General features: G+C 72.0%; 18 protein-coding genes, 1 pseudogene and 1 riboswitch. Of the genes and pseudogenes, 10 read left to right on the top strand and 9 right to left on the bottom strand.

Translation table 11 applies throughout. The features are described from left to right. Positions 1 to 18: 18 nt before the first annotated feature. Positions 19 to 510 (bottom strand): DUF397 domain-containing protein, encoded by a 492-nt coding sequence (locus AC08OJ_RS08710; RefSeq protein ID WP_476593003.1) that lies wholly within the window; start codon positions 508 to 510, stop codon positions 19 to 21. Positions 511 to 522: 12 nt separating this feature from the next. Then, complete coding sequence (locus AC08OJ_RS08715; protein WP_476595469.1) at positions 523 to 1,386, bottom strand: helix-turn-helix domain-containing protein; 864 nt, start codon at positions 1,384 to 1,386, stop codon at positions 523 to 525. Positions 1,387 to 1,884: 498 nt separating this feature from the next. Between AC08OJ_RS08715 and AC08OJ_RS08720 the strand changes: the two genes are divergently transcribed. The 5 genes from AC08OJ_RS08720 (at position 1,885) to AC08OJ_RS08740 (ending at position 5,531) form a co-directional block, all read left to right on the top strand. Then, positions 1,885 to 2,361, top strand: coding sequence for an NUDIX hydrolase (locus AC08OJ_RS08720; RefSeq protein WP_476593005.1), 477 nt, complete (start codon positions 1,885 to 1,887; stop codon positions 2,359 to 2,361). 225 nt (positions 2,362 to 2,586) lie between these two features. Continuing rightward, the gene (locus AC08OJ_RS08725) at positions 2,587 to 3,393 is read left to right on the top strand and encodes a methylenetetrahydrofolate reductase (RefSeq protein WP_476593006.1); all 807 of its coding nucleotides are present in this window, start codon (positions 2,587 to 2,589) and stop codon (positions 3,391 to 3,393) included. 524 nt (positions 3,394 to 3,917) lie between these two features. Continuing rightward, positions 3,918 to 5,081, top strand: coding sequence for a 7-carboxy-7-deazaguanine synthase QueE (locus AC08OJ_RS08730; protein WP_476595470.1), 1,164 nt, complete (start codon positions 3,918 to 3,920; stop codon positions 5,079 to 5,081). Further along, a complete protein-coding gene (locus AC08OJ_RS08735) occupies positions 5,071 to 5,403 on the top strand; it encodes a GrpB family protein (RefSeq protein WP_476593008.1) in 333 nt (110 codons plus the stop codon). The genes AC08OJ_RS08730 and AC08OJ_RS08735 overlap by 11 nt, the downstream gene beginning before the upstream one ends. Then, positions 5,331 to 5,531 carry a GrpB family protein gene (locus tag AC08OJ_RS08740; RefSeq protein ID WP_476593009.1) on the top strand — a complete coding sequence of 67 codons (201 nt, stop codon included), beginning with the start codon at positions 5,331 to 5,333 and terminating at the stop codon, positions 5,529 to 5,531. Before AC08OJ_RS08735 ends, AC08OJ_RS08740 begins: the two co-directional genes overlap by 73 nt. 101 nt (positions 5,532 to 5,632) lie before the next feature. Here AC08OJ_RS08740 and AC08OJ_RS08745 read toward each other — a convergent pair whose 3' ends face one another. The 3 genes from AC08OJ_RS08745 to AC08OJ_RS08755 form a co-directional block, all read right to left on the bottom strand. Next, positions 5,633 to 6,022: a DUF2599 domain-containing protein gene (locus AC08OJ_RS08745; protein ID WP_476595471.1), complete on the bottom strand. Its 390-nt coding sequence runs from the start codon at positions 6,020 to 6,022 to the stop codon at positions 5,633 to 5,635. 411 nt (positions 6,023 to 6,433) lie between these two features. Further along, entirely contained in the window at positions 6,434 to 6,712 is a 279-nt protein-coding gene (locus AC08OJ_RS08750; protein WP_462188996.1) for a GlsB/YeaQ/YmgE family stress response membrane protein, read from the bottom strand. A gap of 141 nt (positions 6,713 to 6,853) precedes the next feature. Then, positions 6,854 to 7,270: a PPOX class F420-dependent oxidoreductase gene (locus tag AC08OJ_RS08755; protein ID WP_476593011.1), complete on the bottom strand. Its 417-nt coding sequence runs from the start codon at positions 7,268 to 7,270 to the stop codon at positions 6,854 to 6,856. A 240-nt stretch (positions 7,271 to 7,510) separates the two neighbouring features. Between AC08OJ_RS08755 and AC08OJ_RS08760 the strand changes: the two genes are divergently transcribed. Beyond that, positions 7,511 to 8,554 carry a site-specific integrase gene (locus tag AC08OJ_RS08760; RefSeq protein ID WP_476595472.1) on the top strand — a complete coding sequence of 348 codons (1,044 nt, stop codon included), beginning with the start codon at positions 7,511 to 7,513 and terminating at the stop codon, positions 8,552 to 8,554. A 69-nt stretch (positions 8,555 to 8,623) separates the two neighbouring features. On the opposite strand, the gene AC08OJ_RS08765 is transcribed toward AC08OJ_RS08760, so the two are convergent. Continuing rightward, on the bottom strand, positions 8,624 to 8,863 hold the full coding sequence (locus tag AC08OJ_RS08765) for a hypothetical protein (protein ID WP_476593013.1): 240 nt from the start codon (positions 8,861 to 8,863) through the stop codon (positions 8,624 to 8,626). A 535-nt stretch (positions 8,864 to 9,398) separates the two neighbouring features. Here AC08OJ_RS08765 and AC08OJ_RS08770 point away from each other — a divergent pair. From AC08OJ_RS08770 to AC08OJ_RS08780, 3 genes and pseudogenes are all read left to right on the top strand, one after another. Next, positions 9,399 to 10,247 (top strand): hypothetical protein, encoded by an 849-nt coding sequence (locus tag AC08OJ_RS08770; protein ID WP_476593014.1) that lies wholly within the window; start codon positions 9,399 to 9,401, stop codon positions 10,245 to 10,247. A gap of 1,042 nt (positions 10,248 to 11,289) precedes the next feature. Then, positions 11,290 to 11,439, top strand: a pseudogene (locus tag AC08OJ_RS08775) (hypothetical protein); the annotation flags it as partial. A 248-nt stretch (positions 11,440 to 11,687) separates the two neighbouring features. Beyond that, complete coding sequence (locus AC08OJ_RS08780) at positions 11,688 to 12,053, top strand: WD40 repeat domain-containing protein (RefSeq protein ID WP_476595477.1); 366 nt, start codon at positions 11,688 to 11,690, stop codon at positions 12,051 to 12,053. A 74-nt stretch (positions 12,054 to 12,127) separates the two neighbouring features. Here the strand turns inward: AC08OJ_RS08780 and AC08OJ_RS08785 are convergent, their stop codons facing one another. The 3 genes from AC08OJ_RS08785 to AC08OJ_RS08795 form a co-directional block, all read right to left on the bottom strand. Next, positions 12,128 to 12,298 (bottom strand): hypothetical protein, encoded by a 171-nt coding sequence (locus tag AC08OJ_RS08785; protein WP_476595473.1) that lies wholly within the window; start codon positions 12,296 to 12,298, stop codon positions 12,128 to 12,130. Positions 12,299 to 12,738: 440 nt separating this feature from the next. After that, positions 12,739 to 13,356: an adenylate/guanylate cyclase domain-containing protein gene (locus AC08OJ_RS08790; RefSeq protein ID WP_476595474.1), complete on the bottom strand. Its 618-nt coding sequence runs from the start codon at positions 13,354 to 13,356 to the stop codon at positions 12,739 to 12,741. A gap of 112 nt (positions 13,357 to 13,468) precedes the next feature. Further along, positions 13,469 to 14,284: a pentapeptide repeat-containing protein gene (locus tag AC08OJ_RS08795; RefSeq protein WP_476595475.1), complete on the bottom strand. Its 816-nt coding sequence runs from the start codon at positions 14,282 to 14,284 to the stop codon at positions 13,469 to 13,471. Between the two features lie 266 nt (positions 14,285 to 14,550). Beyond that, a riboswitch (cobalamin riboswitch) is annotated at positions 14,551 to 14,632 on the top strand. Positions 14,633 to 14,974: 342 nt separating this feature from the next. Here AC08OJ_RS08795 and AC08OJ_RS08800 point away from each other — a divergent pair. After that, positions 14,975 to 16,919 (top strand): VWA domain-containing protein (locus tag AC08OJ_RS08800; RefSeq protein ID WP_476595478.1); only part of this gene is annotated, 1,945 nt, incomplete at its 3' end.

The raw sequence follows: 16,919 nt of genomic DNA on the forward strand, positions 1-16,919 counted from the left end.
CTGGGGACGTCGGTCGCGCTACCTGCCGTGCCGCACTGGCTCCTCCGCCAAGCCGCCGAGCAGGTCGTCGAACTCGCCGTCGGTCACACCGGCCACGAAGGCACCCCACTCGGACTCGGTGAAGTAGAGGACCGTGCCGCCCAGACCAGCGACGCCCCGCACCATGATCGCCTGCCGCCCCGGCTCGAAGACCTTGTCGTCCCGGCGGAAGTCCGCCGGGACCTGCTCGGCCGGAATGTGCCCGGTGATGATACCGCCATCCCCAACGCTGCCCCAGATCTGCGCGCCGGCCTGCCTCCTGGTCTCGTCGACGAAGGCCGCCCAGACGTCCGGGGTGAACCACAGGTCGGGGCCCGACGGGAACTTGGAGTCGCGGACGCCTATCCGGCGGGCCGCGCCAGATCCGGCCGCGGCCACCTGAACGCAGTTGGCAGTCGGCTCGCTGCGAGTGGACTTGCGCCAAGCGGTGACGAGAGGGGCGATGGCGGGCGTGCTCACAGCACTGTTCATGGTGATCGCTTCCTAACGGTCAGGCAGCTTCGTCGCGGCCTGGCTGATGAACTCGACGCTGCCGGCGGGAGACAGCGCCACCTCGGCCAGCAGGTCGTACCGCTCGGCGTAGCGGGCGACCTGCGCCGAGTCGGTCACGATGACGTCGGTGGTGATAGACTCGATCGCCGCCACCACCGGGTCGCCCGGGTCGGGGTAGGTGTAGAGCGACAGCGCTCCCGGCAGCGTCTGGTAGTCGCGCACCACCGCCTCGATCGGCAGCACCCGCACCGTGACGTTCTCCTCGCCGGCCCGGGCCGCCAGGTGCGCGAGCTGCTCGCGCATCACCGGCGGCGGCGCGGAGGGCCGCCGGACCGCGGCCTCGTCGATCAGCAGCTCGTAGCTCGGAGCGCCCGGGCGCCGCAGCATCCGCTGCCGACCAGCCCTGCCCTCCAGCACGCCCTCGACGGTGGCCTCACCCGCGGGCATGACGCCCGGGAGCAGCAGCCGGGCGCGGGCGTACTCGGCCGTCTGCAGCAGGCCAGGAACCGAACTCGGCTGGTACTCGCGGATGCCCACCGCCCCGGCTTCGAGGTCCGCGTACAGCGCCTGCCGCTCGCCCATCACCCGGGCACCGGACTCCCACCAGCCCCTGGTCGCCGCATCCTGGGCGATCCTCAGCAGGCTCGTCCACTCCGCTCCCTCGACACCGAGCGCCTCCAGCAGCTTCATCACGTCGTTGATGTCCGGGGAAACCCGGCCGTTCTCCAACCGCGAGATCTTCGACCGGTCGACCCCGATGCTCCTCGCCAGCTCCAGGTGGTTCAGCCCGGCGGCCTCGCGGAGTCGCCTCAGCTCCTGCGCGAGCCGGTAGCGGCGGACGTATGGGCTGATCATGAACAATCCCAACGCGCGGACTCGTGAACTGTGCGGGGATCCGCACTTGTCGATCAGGCTATCAGTGCTGAAATGCGCGAAGATGCAGGCATCGGCACACCCGTCACCCGCGTCGGCGAGGCGCCGGACCGCTACCTGGCCCGATGGCCAGCTTCCGATCTTGTCGACAAACGGCCCCTTCCCGGCAAGATCAGAACGGCAGTTCGTCGCTGTAGCCACCCGCGAGCGCGGCCCAGGGGTCGATCACCGGAACTCCTCGCAAGAACCGGCCTACGTCGCTCCCGGGAAGACGAAAACGCACGTTTTCAATCCTGCGCGCCAGGAAGGTGCCGGTAAGAAACGTGTCACCAGCCGCAAACGCGGATGATCTTGTGCTGGCTGGCCACGTGTGCGAGACCGAGCGGCGACCGGGGTCGGGCCACGTGTCGAGTTGCTGGCGCGGTTCCTGGTCAGCCGCGGCTTCGGTAGTCGGCCGAGGGCCCGTCCTACGATGGTGCGGTGACCGACACTGTGGGTGGCCGTGCGGCGTTTCAGGTCTTGGTCCTGCCCTACAGGCAGACCGGGCAGGGCACGGAGTACGCCTTGTTCCGGCGTGCTGATGCCGCCTATTGGCAGGGTGTCGCCGGTGGTGGCGAGGCGGGTGAGTCTCCGGCGCAGGCAGCCCGGCGGGAAACCGCCGAGGAGGCCGGTCTGGTCGGCGAACGCGAGTTCATCGCGCTCGCCGCGCGGGCCACGATCCCCGTCGTCTACGTCACCGGGGAGTTCACCTGGGGGCCGGACATGCTGGTGATCCCGGAGTACGCGTTTGGTGTCCGCGCGGAGGACGCCGAGGTGACGTTGTCGGACGAGCACACCGAGTACGGCTGGTTCAGCCTCGACGACGCGGTGAAGGCCGTGCAGTGGGATTCCAACCGCACCGCCCTGTGGGAACTGGACCATCGGCTACGCCACGGCATCGGTCACCGCGCCGCCTGAGCGACCAGGTCCGCGACGATGTCGTGGCGGGCCCATTTCGGGGTGCGGAAGGGGTTGACGGTCGATGCGGGTTGGCTACGTCAGAGTCAGCAGCGTCGACCAGAACACGGTGAGGCAACTTGACGGGGTGGACGTTGAGCGGATGTTCACCGACAAGGCGTCCGGGGCAGCGCACCCGTGCGATGTGGCTGTGGTCTGTGGATCGTGGCGTCCTATCCTGTCCGGATGCAGGAATCCACGGCGGGTCACGAACGTCCGGTGCGCGGCTTCGAGCTGATCTGCGAGATCGAGCCGCCGACCCGGCCGGACCTGACCCATGCCCGCCACCAGATCGGCGTCCTGAGCCCCGTCACCGACGCGTTCCTGATCCCCGACAACCACATCGGACGCGCGACGGTGTCGAGCATCGCCGTCGCCCACGAAGTGCAGACGATGGGGGGACGCAGCATCGCTTGCGTGAACTCCCGCGACCGTAACCTGCTCGGCTTCCGCCGCGACCTGCTCACCGCCGCGGCCTACGGCGTCGAGGAATTCCTGTTCGTCCACGGCGACAAACCCACCGCCGGGAACCGAACCAGCGACCTGACCGTGCGCGCGATGATGGACGAGGCCCGCGCGGCCAGCGAGGATCCGGTCTTCGCGGACATGCCGGCGTTCCGGGTCGGCGCCGCGGCCGGCCTACGTCCGCTGCCCACATGGAAACGAGCGGCCGACTTCCTGTTCGTACAGGTCAGCTACTCGATGGACGCCCTGCTGCGCTGGCGCGACGCCCATCCGGTCGAACTGCCGATCTACGCCGGCGTCATGGTCCTCGCGAGCGCCGGGATGGCCCGCCGCCTCGCCGCGACCATCCCCGACATCGACATCCCCGACGACCTCGTCCAAGCAGTCGAACGGGACCAGGCGGCCGGGGTCGAAACGGCCTGCGACCAGGTGCTACGGCTGCGCGACAGCGGCGCCTTCGCCGGTGTGCACCTCGTCCCGGTTAGCCGCTACCGCCAGGTCGCCACCCGACTTGAGGACCTTCTCTAACCGCCCGGGCCGTTTCTCGCAGGTCTTGGTACCCCTCACGCAGGGTCCAGCAGTCGATCAGCTGCTCCGGAGTCCACTCCCGCCGCGTGGAAGTCCGACCTGGCCCGGGAGTTCGGCATCAGCCGCGAGAACGCCGGCCTGCCGGCCTCTACTGGGACGACCTCCCCGAGGACAAGATCGCGGCGATCCCGGTCCTGGCGGCGCTCCGGCCTCACACAGGCTGACCTGGTCAGCGAACATTCCCTCCGGATAGAAATCCGGTGGCCTGCCTGGCAGGTCCTCCCAGCTCAGCGAGCCTGCCGCCTGCGAAAACGTTCTTCCCAAGCGGTGGAATGACCTACGCACACCACCTGGCGATCATGGCTTCTCGGAATCCGTCTCACGCGAGATAGAGAGGCGCTCGCCCGCCATCTGGCCTGCTGGTTCCTCGACGAGGTCCAGCCGGCGATTGCCGGGGCTCTGGTGCTCGTCCGAGTCTCTGAGACCCCGGGGACCTGGGCCGAGTACGTCGTCGGCGCTGCCGGGTGACTGCCGGAGCCCCGGCCGATCTGCTCGTGGCGGAGCGGTTTGGCCCGACGTTTCAGGACGAGGGCGTCACGGCTGGCCAGCGGGCGGTCTTCCTGCGGCTGTCCGGGTGCAATCTGACCTGCTCGTTCTGCGACGAGCCCCATACGTGGGACTGGCGCCGGTTCGACCGGTCGGAGCACAGCGAAGCGATCCGGGCGCGCGCGCTCGTGGACTGGCTGCTCGCCCAGCCGGCCGAGCGGGTGGTCGTGACGGGGGGAGAGCCGCTGCTCCAGCAGCGGCGGCTGGTCCCGCTCGTCGCGGATCTCCATCGCGCCGGCCGCCGGGTCGAGATCGAGACGAACGGGACCGTCGTTCCCGCCGACGACCTGGTGGCGGCTATCGACCGGTTCACGATCTCGCCGAAGCTGTCCGGTTCGGAGGTTCCGGAGCCCAGGCGGATCGTGCCCGCGGCGCTGCGCGCCTTCGCCGGGCTGAGCAGCGTGGCGTTCAAGTTCGTCGTCTCCCGGCCCGCCGAGGAGATCGAGGAGATCGCCGCGCTCGAAGCGCGGTTCGGCACGTTGGCCGACAGGTGGGCCATCGATCTGACGGTCAGCCAGGAACTGGACCTGTCCCGCGCCGGCAAGAGCCCCACAGCCTTCGCCTCGATCTCGGACATGATCAGCGCGTTGTCCGGCCGGCCGGTGCGCGTAGGCAGCCCGTTCTGGCAGCTGACCAAGACGGAGATCGTCGCCTGGTACCTCGCCGAAGGGCTGCCCGCCGCCGACCTGCTGCGACATCACCCTCGACGACGACCAGATCCTGCTCCGACTCGGCGACCCGTCCGTTCCGGTGCCCGAACTGTTCGCCGCCCTCCTGCTGGCCGCCGCGACCCACCGGGACAACATGACCACGGCGACGAATCCGAACAGCCGCTGGCTGTTCCCCGGCCGCCGCGCCGGCCAGCCACTACACCCCGGCAGCCTGCTCGACCAGATCCGCGCCCTCGGCGTCCCGATACAGGCCGCCCGGATCGCCACGCTACGCCAGCTCGTCCTGCAAGCGCCCGCCCCGGTCGTCGCCCAGGCCCTCGGCTACCACCCGATCACTACCCAATGACACCGCGCCGAAGCCGGTGGAACCTGGAGCCACTACGCCCGGGAGGCCACGAACATGTTCGCTGACCAGCTCGTTCACATCGTCACTTACGACACGGCGTGGCTCGCCCAGTTCGCTGAGCAGCAAGACCGGCTCCGCGCCGTCCTGGCCCCGTGGCTGGCCGGCGCGATCGAACACATCGGGTCCACCGCGGTTGCCGGCATGCCCGCCAAGCCTGTTATCGACCTGCTCGCCCCCGTGCGGTCGCTCGACGAGGCCCGGAGCGCGGTGCCAGCGCTGGAAGCAGACGGATGGCTGTTCTGGCCTGATGATCCGTGCCGGCACTGCTCGCGTTCCGGGACGCGCTGCGCGCCGACCCCGGACTGCGCCAGGACTATGCGGATCTGAAGAAGCACCTCTCCGGCGAGCACCGCGACAACCGCAACGCCTACACCAACGCCAAGAGCGACTTCGTCGACCAGGTCCTGCGCAGCACCGGGATCCAGCCGCTGCCACGCGATCTCCTACCCGAGTAGAACCCGCCCTCCCCGTCACCAAGAGCGAGGACAAGCCGGGCCTGAGGCCCGAACCCGCGACACTCGAATACGCGACTCTGCCCGTCTCAAACCCCGAGTCGTCAACCCGCCGTCAGGCCTGCTCGCCGGAGACCGTCCGCTGGGGGCGTACGCCGTCCGGCCGGTAGATCCTGGCCGGCGGCCCGGGTGGGATCGGTGCCGAGGGTGTTCCCGCAGCGGGTGGAGATCCACGCCCGGGTGCCGCCGGGATGCGGCGCCGGCCGCCAGTTTTCCAGGTCGTAGGTCTCGCCGGTGGCGAAGCCCTTCCCGCCGTTCAGCGCCGGTAGCTGCGCGAAGTTCTGATGGCACGCCAGCTGGTCGCGCAGGCCCGTCACACACCCCTGCACGGCCTGCCAGATCTCGGCGACAACCTGGCCGCGGTCCCCGGCGCGCCGCCCCTCGGGGGTGGGCCGCACCTGGATGCGGAACCGGCCGTCCGCCCACTGCTGCACGATGATCTCCTCGACGTAGCGGCTCGGGCCGCAGTAGGGCGTGCTGGCGCCGGCACGGCTGCCGGTGCCCGCGCCGGCGGCCTGCGGGCTGTGTGTCGTTTCGGGGCCGGGGATGGGGCTCGGGCCGTGCGCGGGAGTCGGGCCGCCGGGGGATGCATCCCCGCGGTGGCGCGCGGACCGGCCGGGGCGTCCGGGCCGCAGGCGACGGCGAGCAGCCCCACCGCCGGGACGCCCAGCAGGAGGACCCGCGCGAGGACCGCGCACAGGCGTGCCCCCACAATCCCGGACGCGGTGCTCCCTGCGGTCCCCGCCACGTGTGCTCCCCCGGGTCCGGGGCGGGTGGGTTCCGCCGGTTACCGCCGCGTCAACCCACCGCACCGGCGGCCGTTAGGCGGCCTCGGGGGCGGGGCGTCAGCGGTGCAACGTACGGCGGCGGCCCACCGCCCGCCACACCAGCAGCACGACGATACCCCCGATGATCGAACCGACGATGCCGGACGGTTGCAGCGCGCCCTCGCTGAGATCACGGTTGAACAGGACGTAGCCGAGGAAACCGCCGACGAACGAGCCGACGATGCCGAGCAGGATCGTCGCAGGGATACTCATCGGGTCGGGCCCGGGCACGAGCAGGCGCGCGACCGCGCCGGCAACGAGACCAAGCAGCACCCAGCTGATGAGGGTCCAGACCACGGAAGACCTCCGGCCAGTAATGATTATCGATGGCCGACCGATGATCGAGGAGCTAGGACGTCCGCCGTATACCCGACCGACCCGGTTCGTCAAACAACGTCCGGAACGTCGTCCCGCGGACAGCCTGCCCGTCGAGATGACTCAGGAGATGGTGCGCCGCTGGATGGTGACCTCGTGCGGCTCACGGTCGGGGGTGTCGAGGGCGAAGCTGATGATCCGCCGAGGATGGATGCGGATGATCGCACCGTCGATGCGGCCGGCGGGACCGTCCGGGGCCTGGATGGCCTCCGCGGCGCCGCGGATCTCCAGGAAACGCACCCGCCACGGGTCACTGGAGACGATGTCGTCGATGACGATCGCGGCCCTGCCCTGCCGGGAGACGTTGTGGAACTTCTGGCTCGCGGCCATGTTGTACCCGCCGATGTCGATCGTGCCCAGCTTCTCGTTGAGGCTGAACCCGACCGGGTTGACCTGCGGGGTGCCGTCGGCACGCACGGTCGCCAGCCGGCCCAGGGGCTGGGTGCGCAGGTAGTCGGTCTCGAGCTCGGTGAAGGTCATGGCTTGCCTCCTCTGGTGGGGCGGAGCGGGGCCGCGGGACCGCCCCGACACTAGAAGCTCAAGCGCTGTTGAGGCCGAGGCGATAGCGTACCGGTGACGGCTATTACCGGTTCCCCGCCGGGCGGCCGAGGACGCCGCTGAGCTTCACACCGCGTGCCTCGGAGCCCGTCCACGATCCCGGGCGAGCCGCGGCGGACTAGGGTGGGTCTCGATGTTCCAGGATGTCCGGACGCCCCGGCGGTGAACGACGAGGCCACCATACCGATCCCCGGCCCCCGTGCGCTACCGGCCGGCTCCGCCGGCGCGGCACAGCCGCCGGTCCTGGCGCCGGGCACCGACGAGCAGCTCACTGCCGATCTGCTCGCCCGGGTAGGGGGCTACGCCCGCGCCGCGCGTTCCACGGCGACCTGGCGGGCCTACGACAGTGACCTGCGCCAGTTCCGGGCCTGGTGTGAACGCCAGACGGTGCCGCTGTGCCCGCTGCCGGCGACCCCGGCGACGGTCGCCGGTTACCTCGCCACGCTCGCCGACGCCGGGTACAAGCCCTCGACGATCCGCCGCCGGCTCGCCGCGATCTCCGTCTCCCACCAGCTCGGTCGCCATCCCAACCCGGCGAGCGCACCGGAGGTCTGCGCCGTCTGGGACGGTATCCGCCGCACCCGCGGGGTCCGCCCGGACCGCAAGACCGCGCTGGACACCTCCCTGCTGGCCCGGGTCGTCGCCGGGCTGCGCGACGACAACCTCGCCGACGTCCGCGACCGGGCACTGCTGCTGATCGGGTTCGCCGGCTGCCTGCGCCGCTCCGAACTCGTCGGCCTCGACGTCGCCGACCTGCTCGAGACCCCCGACGGAGTCGTCCTGACGATCCGGGCGTCGAAGACCGACCAGGAGGCCGCCGGTGCCCTGGTCGGCGTCGCCTACGGCTCCTACCGGCCGACCTGCCCGGTACGGGCCTGGCGGGCCTGGGCGGGCGCCGCCGCGCTGACCGACGGGCCGGCGTTCCGCGCGGTCAACCGGCACGGGCAGGTCGCGCCGGGGCGGCTCTACCCGGGCTCGGTGGCCCGGATCGTGCAGCGCCGGGTGGCCGCCGCCGGACTCGACCCGGCCGACTTCGCCGGGCATTCGCTGCGCTCCGGGTTCGCCACCGCCGCCGCCCGCGCCGGTGTCGCCGACCGGTCGATCATGCGCCAGGGCCGGTGGCGCTCCTCGGCGTCGCTCGACAGCTACGTCCGCGCCGGACGGCTGTTCGACCGCGACAACCCCTCCGGCCGCGTCGGGCTGTGAACCCGACCGGCCTGTTGCCGTCCCGTGGCCGCGGCCATCACCGTCGACTCCGTAGGAAGCCGTCGACGATCAACGCGACCAGGACCCCCATAGCTGGACGACGAGCCCGTCGGCGCTGACCAGCCCCGCCCGCAGCAGCGCGCCCCCGCCGGCGACCGCGACTATCGTGCATGCGGCGTAACCGACCCGACGATGCCCGTCGGATTCGCCGTGACGGTCCCCGGCGACCGGGGAGTCCGGCCTCGCCGGCGCGCCCACCGCGGCGCGCGGGTTCTCGCGGCGGGCGCCGCCCGGCAGGCGAAGGAGCAACGGACGCGGGTGCTCGCGCCTGTCCCGACGGCGTCGTCGACGCGGGCGGCGATGATTCATCGCAGGATACTCCTCGGGAAGCGGGTGTCGAATAGCACGGTGCCTGGGCCTGTTCACTGGACCGGCGGTACCGGGCAATAAGGTGGCGTGGATCGAGTCCTGGCCTGCATGCACCCTTCTTACTCAACGCAAGGAATGCGTGGCAAGATGCTTCGTCACCGGACCAAGGGAGGTCGACGCCGATGCCGAATGCGGCAACCGCCGTGCATTCATATCCTCCTACGCGATGGATCACGCCGTATCCGGAGGGTCAATGCGGCAACTCCTGACGCATTCTTTCCGGCTCCCGCGTCCCCGCGATCGTCCACGAGAAGGTGCCATGTCCGGTAAACCACAACAGCCACCGCGCGCAACCGGGGACTCCCACCTCGACGCTCTCCTGGCCCGCCGCTACAAGGACTACGAATTCGTAATGAAGTAATTAATGCAAGCCAATATGCGTCTTCGCAGGTCACGGGCTCGCGAGGACCCCGAAGTGAACAATTTATTTCATTCCGAATCCTACGAGCAGCACTACAAACGGTACGGAGTGTCGTTGGGTGCGATCGCCCGCGAGCTTGCCCCTGACGGGGCGGGCCGGGACGAACACCGCAACCTCGCGGCGCGGATCGGCCGCTTCTACCTGACCGGAACGGGGCAGTCCGCCGCCCGCTGGGCTTACTTCGAGACGGAGCTTCGGCTGTGGTTCTCCGCCGCGAAGACGCCAGCCGCGGAGCGAAAGACCATACTGGATGAGTACGCCGCGCTGTATCGCCGGGCCTTCCCGCACGCGACCGACGGCCCGTATGGGGCGCGGGCGGACACCGACGTGTCGTTCGAACAGCATGTCCAGAGTATCATGGCCGGGTTCACCCGGCTTCTCGGCACGAAGAGCATGCCCAGTGAATTGTCCGGTGAGGAGCTCCGGCGGATCGCCGGCGACCTGATTCCTCTCCTGGACAACAAAAGTATGTTCAATCCCTGCCTGGCCCTGAGCATGGAAATGACCAGAAGGCCGTTCGATGAGCAGAGCCGAGCGGCCGCGGAGGCGATCACCACGTGCGACGAAAGGCTCGCTGAAATCGATCAGGCGCTCTGCGGGATCGGGGGACACGGTGTCCGGCGGCTACGCCGCGCCATCGCAGAGCACCGAACGGAACACCGTCGGATGCTTATGCTCCCCCCGATTGCCGACGGGGCCTTCCCAGACCTCGCCCGTACCGACGGCGTGCATCCGCCCGCAGGCACGGGATCGCCGTTGTCCGCCGGGTCCGCGGGGGGGGGAAGGCCCGCCATGGGAACCGGATGTGACGGTGAACCGGATGTGACAATGGCCTGCCGATGACGGCACAGGGGGCGGTAACCGGTCCGCTTTCGGCGGCGGGAACGGCACCGGCCAGACTCGTCCCCCGATCGGCATTTATGATCATCTTTTTGGGGGTAGGGTGGGCGTGGCAGGCTGCCGGGTGTGAGCAGGGGCAGCGCCGGGGCCGATCGCGTCCGCGGCACAGACGGCGAGGACGGTCCCCCGGCCGGGACGGGCAGCACCCCGACCGATGTGCCCGATGTTTCCGATGGGCCCAGGGAGTTCGGTTCGCCAGGTGTTCCAGGTGCGCCCGCCGGACGCGGGTACCGATGTCGGGGCGGCCGCGGCGGGTCCGTCGTGGGACATCATCCTGTCCCACGCGAACGCGCCGCGGGACGCCGCGTGGGCGCGCTGGCTGGCCTGGCAGCTCGAGCAGGCCGGCTACCGGGTTGTGAGCCATCCGCTGACCGCGGCCCCCGCGGGACCCGACCCCGCCGGGGACACGGCGCTCCCCGGCGACCCGGCGCTCGACCTGGACCGGCATCTCACCCTCGGCGGGGAGATCCTGCTGATCTGGTCGTCCGCCTACCTGGCCGCGCTCACCCGCTCGGCCCAGGCCGGGGCCGCCGTGCCGGTGCCGGCGGTCCGGTCCCGCGGCGGGGGACGGTGCGAATGCCGCCCTCGGGGGAACGGGCGCCCCTGCCGGGGGAACGGCGGGTGTCGGGGGAACGGCGCGGGGAGGACCGGCAGGGCGCCCGGCCCGGCCCGTTCGGGCATCTGCTCGCCTTCGACCTGTTCGGGCTGGACGCCACCACCGCCCGCGACTGGCTGCTACGCCAGGTCACGGTCGTTGCCCCGTGGCCGGCCGGGGGGCTCGTGCCACCCCCCTTTCCCGCGGAGGTCCCGGAGGTCCCGGAGGTCCCGGCGGATGCGACGGGGCCCGGCCGGCGCCCGCACCGTTCCCGCGCCGGGCACGCACACCCGGGCTCCCGGGATCTCAGCGCGGCACGACGGGTCGCGGTGCTGCCGCAGGAGCGCGGTCATCCGATGAGCGTGGCGTTCAAGCCCCTCCGGCTCGCTGCTGGCCACCGGCGGCACCGACACGACCGTACGGCTGTGGGCGTGGGCGTTCCCCGCCCCGCCGCGACTGATCGCGACCGTCGGCTACGGGCGGCGGATCAACCAGGAGTGGGTGCGGGCGGTGACGTTCAGCCCGGACGGGCGGGTGCTCGCCGCCGCCGGGGACGCCGGCACCACCGTGCTCTGGCAGGTCGGCGACCCCACCCGCCCACTGCCGCTGATGACGCTGATGACGCTGATGACGCTGACCGGGCATCGCGGCTACCTGCACGATCTCGCCTTCAGCCCGGGGGCACGCTGCTGGCCACCGTCGGCGACGACCGGGCGGTGCTGCTGTGGGACCTGGCCGAACCGGGGGCTCCCCGGCGGGCTGCGGTCCTCGCCGGGCATCGCGGTCCCGTGCACACGGTCGCGTTCAGCCCGGACGGTGATCTGCTCGCCGCCGCCGGCAGGGACCGGACCATCCGGGTCTACTCGGTCGCCGACCCCACGGCCCAGACCGTGCTGGCCGCGGTCGCCGACCATCGCCGGGCCGTGCACACGCTCGCCTTCAGCCCGGACGGCACCCTGCTCGCCGCCGGCGGCGGCGAGCAGACCGTGACCCTGCGCGAGGTCACCGATCCAGAGTGTTCCGGGCCCGCCCACCGGCTGCCCCCGCACGGCGGGCCGGTGCACGAGGTGGCCTTCGCCCCGGACAGCCGGCTGCTGGCCACCGCCGGCGCCGACCGCGTCACCGCCGGGTGGGAGCTGTTCCCTGGCCGCTGAGGGGCCGGGCCGGGGACGCCACGCCGGGATCGGGGCCGGGGACGCCGGTCCACCGCCGGCGAAGCGGTGCGCGTTCAGGCGTCGCCGAGATCCTGCCCAAGGGGGAGATGGCGGTAGATGGTGGTCCGTCCGCGCCGGGTGAGCGCGGCCACCAGGTCGATCGGCACTCCGCCGGCGCGGGCGGCCTCCCACATTCTCTCCTCCGCCTCGCAGGTGGCATCGACTGAGGCGGACAGGGCGGCCATGAGCTCATGGTGAGCCTGCGTCCTCGGCGTCCACGGCGGGCGGGGCATCCACCCACCTTATGGGCGTACCAGATTGACATGCAAACACGTGGGAGATTAGCGTTTCAGATAGGTATGCGAACTGGGAATGTGATGCATCTGTCGCGGCATTGCCGCATTCTGGCCCTACCCGAGCATCCGAAGGGACCTCATGATGGCCAGATACACCTGCACGTACTGCGGTATCATCTCGGATCCGGGTCCCCACCAAGGCCGAGGCATCCCAACTGCTCGCCACCCACATGCAGGTCCGCCACGGCGGGCTGGGCCGCGGCCCCCAACCGGCCGTCATCCCGCGGACCGGTTCACGTCGCGTCCGGCGCCGCTGACAGTCCGCTGGCAGTCCCGCACCGCCCTTCGTCCCGCTCGCCCACGGAGCCGGGGCGGGGCACCGGTGGTGCTCAGGCGGCCGGCGACGGAGCGGCCAGTCCGATCAGCCGGTGCACACGCAACGGGACAGGCCTGCCCTGCACGACGAGGGGATCCGCCTCGCTCGCGGTGACGCTGTCCCGGACGAGATGATAGGTGGTGTCGCCGATGAAGATCTCGCCGGCGGGCGCGGCGTGTTCCAGTCGGAAGGCGACGTTCACCGGGTCGCCACTCACGCCACCGGCACTGACGCCACCGGCGGCGACGGTGACCTCGCCGGTGTTGATCCCGATCCGCACGCGCAGTCTCAGGTCCCGGTCGTGGTGACGTTCGGTGTTGAGCGCCTCCGTCGCGGCCCGGATCTCGAGGGCGGCGTGGACGGCGCGCAGCGCGTCGTCCACGTTCGGCTGGGGGACGCCGAACAGGGCGAACGCGGCGTCACCGATGAATCTCTCGACCGAGCCGCCGTGCGTGGAGACGATGGTGCGCACGAGGCTGAACGCCCGCCGCAGGACCTCCTGCAGCGATTCCGGGTCGATTCCTCTGCCGATGTCGGTGGTCCCGGTGATGCCCACGAACATGCTCGTGGCGGTGATGCAGGCGTCCCGTTCCGGGTCCTGCCGGATGTCGCCGGTATCCTCGCGTGCCATGGTCCCATCCTGACGCGCCGTCCCGCCGGTGAAGACGTGATTTCCGCGCCGTGGCCCGACCGGGGGATCGGGCCCGGCGTCGGCATAGCGCCGCCGACGACCGGTCTGCCGGTCAGCGGCGGCGCGGGGAACGAGGAGAACTCGCCGACCGCCGCGGCCGGGCCGCACTGGGCAACGACGAGGGGATCGGCGCCGTCCCGGGCGTGGGGTCCGAGCCTGCCGCGGGGCGCGTCCGGGGGTCCGGCCGCGCCGGGTCCGCCGGGCGCGTCCAGTGCACGGGGCGGGTCAGGGCCGGGGGCAGCGCCGTGGTGGCGTCCCCGCGGGCGGCGTCGAGCTGGGCCTGAACGACGAACAGGGCGCCATGCAGGTCAGTGTCGCGCAGGTCCGCGCCGCGCAGGTCCGCCCCGGCGAGGTTCGCGCCGAGCAGGTCGGCGCCGCGGGGGCGCCTGCTCCCGGCGCGGACCGGCAGCTCGGCGCGGACCAGGTCGCTGGCCTGCAGCAGCAGCAGATGGACCGCCCGACGCAGCGCGGGGACGTCCACGGCGAGCAGCGTGTCAGCGTCGGCGCAGGTCAGCAGCGTGGTGCGGGCGCGGGCGTCATGCAGCTCGGCGTGCAGCGGGGCGGCGGCAGGCAGGCTCAGCGCCTCGCTCAGATACCACAGCAGCTCGTGCAGCGCCCGCATGACCGCGAAGACATCGAACATCCGCCGGGCACTGTCCGGTGCCGCCCGCCAGTCCCGCCCGCCGTAGGTGACCTGGCAGACCTGCTGCCCGGCGCCGAAGCAGTCGTACACAGCGCAGCCGCGGAACCCCCGCGGCCGCAGCTGCTCGTGGACAGCGCAGCCGAAGCCCGCGTTCAGGTTGGGGCAGGCCGTGCCGGCGGGTTTGTCAATCGTGAAGTCCACCGAGGCGGAGAACACCGGTGCCACGCAGCACAGCGCGAAACAGCGTCCGCAGCCGGCCGCGGGCGTCCCCGATGATTCCCGCGGCGGGATCGAGATCGTCGGGCAAAGTGTGTGCCCTTCTGAACGTCAACGGGAGACATCATTCTGACAGACGCAACCGCGGAGGATGAAGTCGCCACCCCCGTGTCCACCGGCCTCGGGCTGGCCTGGGGGCGGGATACCAGTTCGCCCGCGGTCCCCCCGCCCGCGATCCTCGGATATGTCATGCTGACAGACGCGACAGCAGGGGAGGAAGCCGGTGCGAGTCCGGCGCGGTCCCGCCACTGTCACCGGGAAGTGAACCTTCCCGGGCATGCTCGCCGGCGAGGAGGCGGGCATGCCCGGCGATCGCCCGACCAGGGGTCCGGAGAGGAACCCCGAGCCGCCCGGACGGGGCGACGGGCCACGGCCGCAGCGGCGGCTGGAAGGCCGAAGGTGCGCGTTGATCCGGGAGCCAGGATACTCCGGCCGTCGCCGTGATGACCATGGGCGAGGACCCTGGGAGGACCCCGGCATGCCCGTACCACTGCCAGACCGGCCACGTCGGCCATCCCGGCCGTACGCGCCGCACCCGTCGTACGCGCCGCATCGGTGTCCGTCGTGCCGGTCGTGTCGATCCTGTCAGCCGCACACGGTGCACCGGCGACACCCGCTCGCCTCGACGGCGTCGACGCCGTGGTGAGCTTCCCGCTATCGGCGGTGGTCGGTATGGACGACCTGCGCCTGGCCCTGCTGCTCAACGCGGTCTCCCCCACGCTGGGCGGAATCCTCGTGCGTGGGGAGAAGGGCACCGCCAAGTCCACCGCCGTGCGCGGCCTAGCCGCCCTGCTGCCCCCGGTGGCGGTCGTGGAGGACTGCCGGTTCTCCTGCGCGCCGGACGCGCCGTCACCGGACTGCCCCGACGGCCCGCATCCCGCGCCGTCGCCGTCGTCGTCACTGACCCGTCCGGCCCGGCTGGTGGAACTGCCCGTGGGCGCCTCCGAAGACCGGGTGACCGGTTCCCTCGATCTGGACCGGGCGTTGGCCGACGGGGTCAGCGTCCTGCGCCCGGGTCTGCTCGCCGCCGCCCACCGCGGGCTGCTCTACGTCGACGAGGTCAACCTGCTGGGGGACCATCTCGTTGACCTGCTTCTCGACGCCGCCGCCTTCGGGGTCGCCCACGTCGAACGCGACGGGGTGTCGGTGCGCCATCCGGCGGTGTTCCTGCTGGTCGGGACGATGAACCCGGAGGAGGGCGAGCTGCGTCCGCAACTGCTCGACCGGTTCGGGCTGACCGTGCACGTCGCGGCCAGCCGTGACCCGGCGGTGCGCGCGGAGGTCGTCCGCCGCCGGCTGGCGTTCGAAGCCGACCCGGCCGGGTTCGCCGCGACCTGGGCGGACGCGGAGGCGGAACTCGCGGCCCGGGTCGTCGCCGCCCGCGGCCGGCTCGGCACGGTCCGGCTCACCGACGCGGCGCTGCGGGCCGTCACCGCCATCTGCGCCGGCTGCGACGTCGACGGCATGCGCGCCGACGTGGTGCTGGCCAAGACCGCGATGGCACTCGCCGCGTGGGCGGGACGGACCACGGTGCTCGCCGCCGACATCCGTACCGGTGCCCGTCTCGCGCTACCGCATCGCCGCCGCCGCGGGCCGTTCGACGCCCCCGGAATGGACGACGAGACCCTCGACGCCGTCCTCGACGAGGCCCTGGCCGGTCTCGACGAGCGCGTCGGGGCCGAACGCGAAGCCGGGGAGTCCGGTGTACCGGTGAACGGTGCGCGCCCCGATGACGACCCGCCCGACGGCGGCGGTTCGGGGGGCGCGCCCGGTGGTGACGGCGGTCCCCACGGCGGCGGCGGTGCGGGGGACGGGAATGGCGGGGACCGGTGGTCGGCACGACCGTCCCCGTCCCCGTCCCCGTCCTCGTCCCCGTCCTCGTCGATGTCTCCGTCGATGTCTCCGACCGCGATGGCGGCCTCGACCGCGGCGGCGGCCTCGTCCCGGCTCGCCGGCGCACCGGCGGCGGCGTTTCGGCCGCGGCTGCTCACCGTCGCCGGTCTCGGAACCTCCTCGGGAACCACCGGGCGTCGGTCCCCGGCCCGCGGCAGCCGCGGCGCGCTCGTCACCACCGCCGCGGACGCACCCGGCCTGCATCTGCCGGCGACCCTGCTCGCCGCCGCCCCGTTCCAGGCCTCCCGCGGCCGGTGCGGACCTGGCCTCGTGCTGGTCCCGGCGGACCGCCGTGGCGCCGTGCGCGTCGGCCGGGAGGGCAACCTGGTGCTGTTCGTCGTCGATGCCAGCGGGTCGATGGCCGCCCGCGCGCGGATGACCCTGGTCACCACGGCCGTGCTGGCCCTGCTCGTCGACGCCTACCAGCGCCGCGACCGGATCGGGATGATCACTTTCCGGGGGTTGGGGGCGGAGGTGGTGCTCGCGCCGACCTCGAGCGTGGAGGTGGGCGCGGCCCGGCTGCGCGCGCTGCCCACCGGCGGGCGGACCCCGCTGGCCGCCGGGCTAGGCCTCGCCGGTGAGGTCCTGCGCGCCGAACGGCGCCGTGATCCGGCGCGGCGGGCCTTGCTCGTGGTCGTCACCGACGGCCGGGCGACGGCCGGGGGCGACCCGCTGCCGGTGGCCCGCGCGC

It is taken from the genome of Frankia sp. CgKIO3, from assembly GCF_977946435.1.

Excerpts from the sequence above, each read along its gene's own strand:
- AC08OJ_RS08710 (WP_476593003.1), bottom strand. The coding sequence starts at position 510 with ATGAACAGTGCTGTGAGCACGCCCGCCATCGCCCCTCTCGTCACCGCT.
- AC08OJ_RS08715 (WP_476595469.1), bottom strand. The coding sequence starts at position 1,386 with ATGATCAGCCCATACGTCCGCCGCTACCGGCTCGCGCAGGAGCTGAGG.
- AC08OJ_RS08725 (WP_476593006.1), top strand. The coding sequence starts at position 2,587 with ATGCAGGAATCCACGGCGGGTCACGAACGTCCGGTGCGCGGCTTCGAG.
- AC08OJ_RS08735 (WP_476593008.1), top strand. The coding sequence starts at position 5,071 with ATGTTCGCTGACCAGCTCGTTCACATCGTCACTTACGACACGGCGTGG.
- AC08OJ_RS08755 (WP_476593011.1), bottom strand. The coding sequence starts at position 7,270 with ATGACCTTCACCGAGCTCGAGACCGACTACCTGCGCACCCAGCCCCTG.
- AC08OJ_RS08785 (WP_476595473.1), bottom strand. The coding sequence starts at position 12,298 with ATGGCCGCCCTGTCCGCCTCAGTCGATGCCACCTGCGAGGCGGAGGAG.
- AC08OJ_RS08790 (WP_476595474.1), bottom strand. The coding sequence starts at position 13,356 with ATGGCACGCGAGGATACCGGCGACATCCGGCAGGACCCGGAACGGGAC.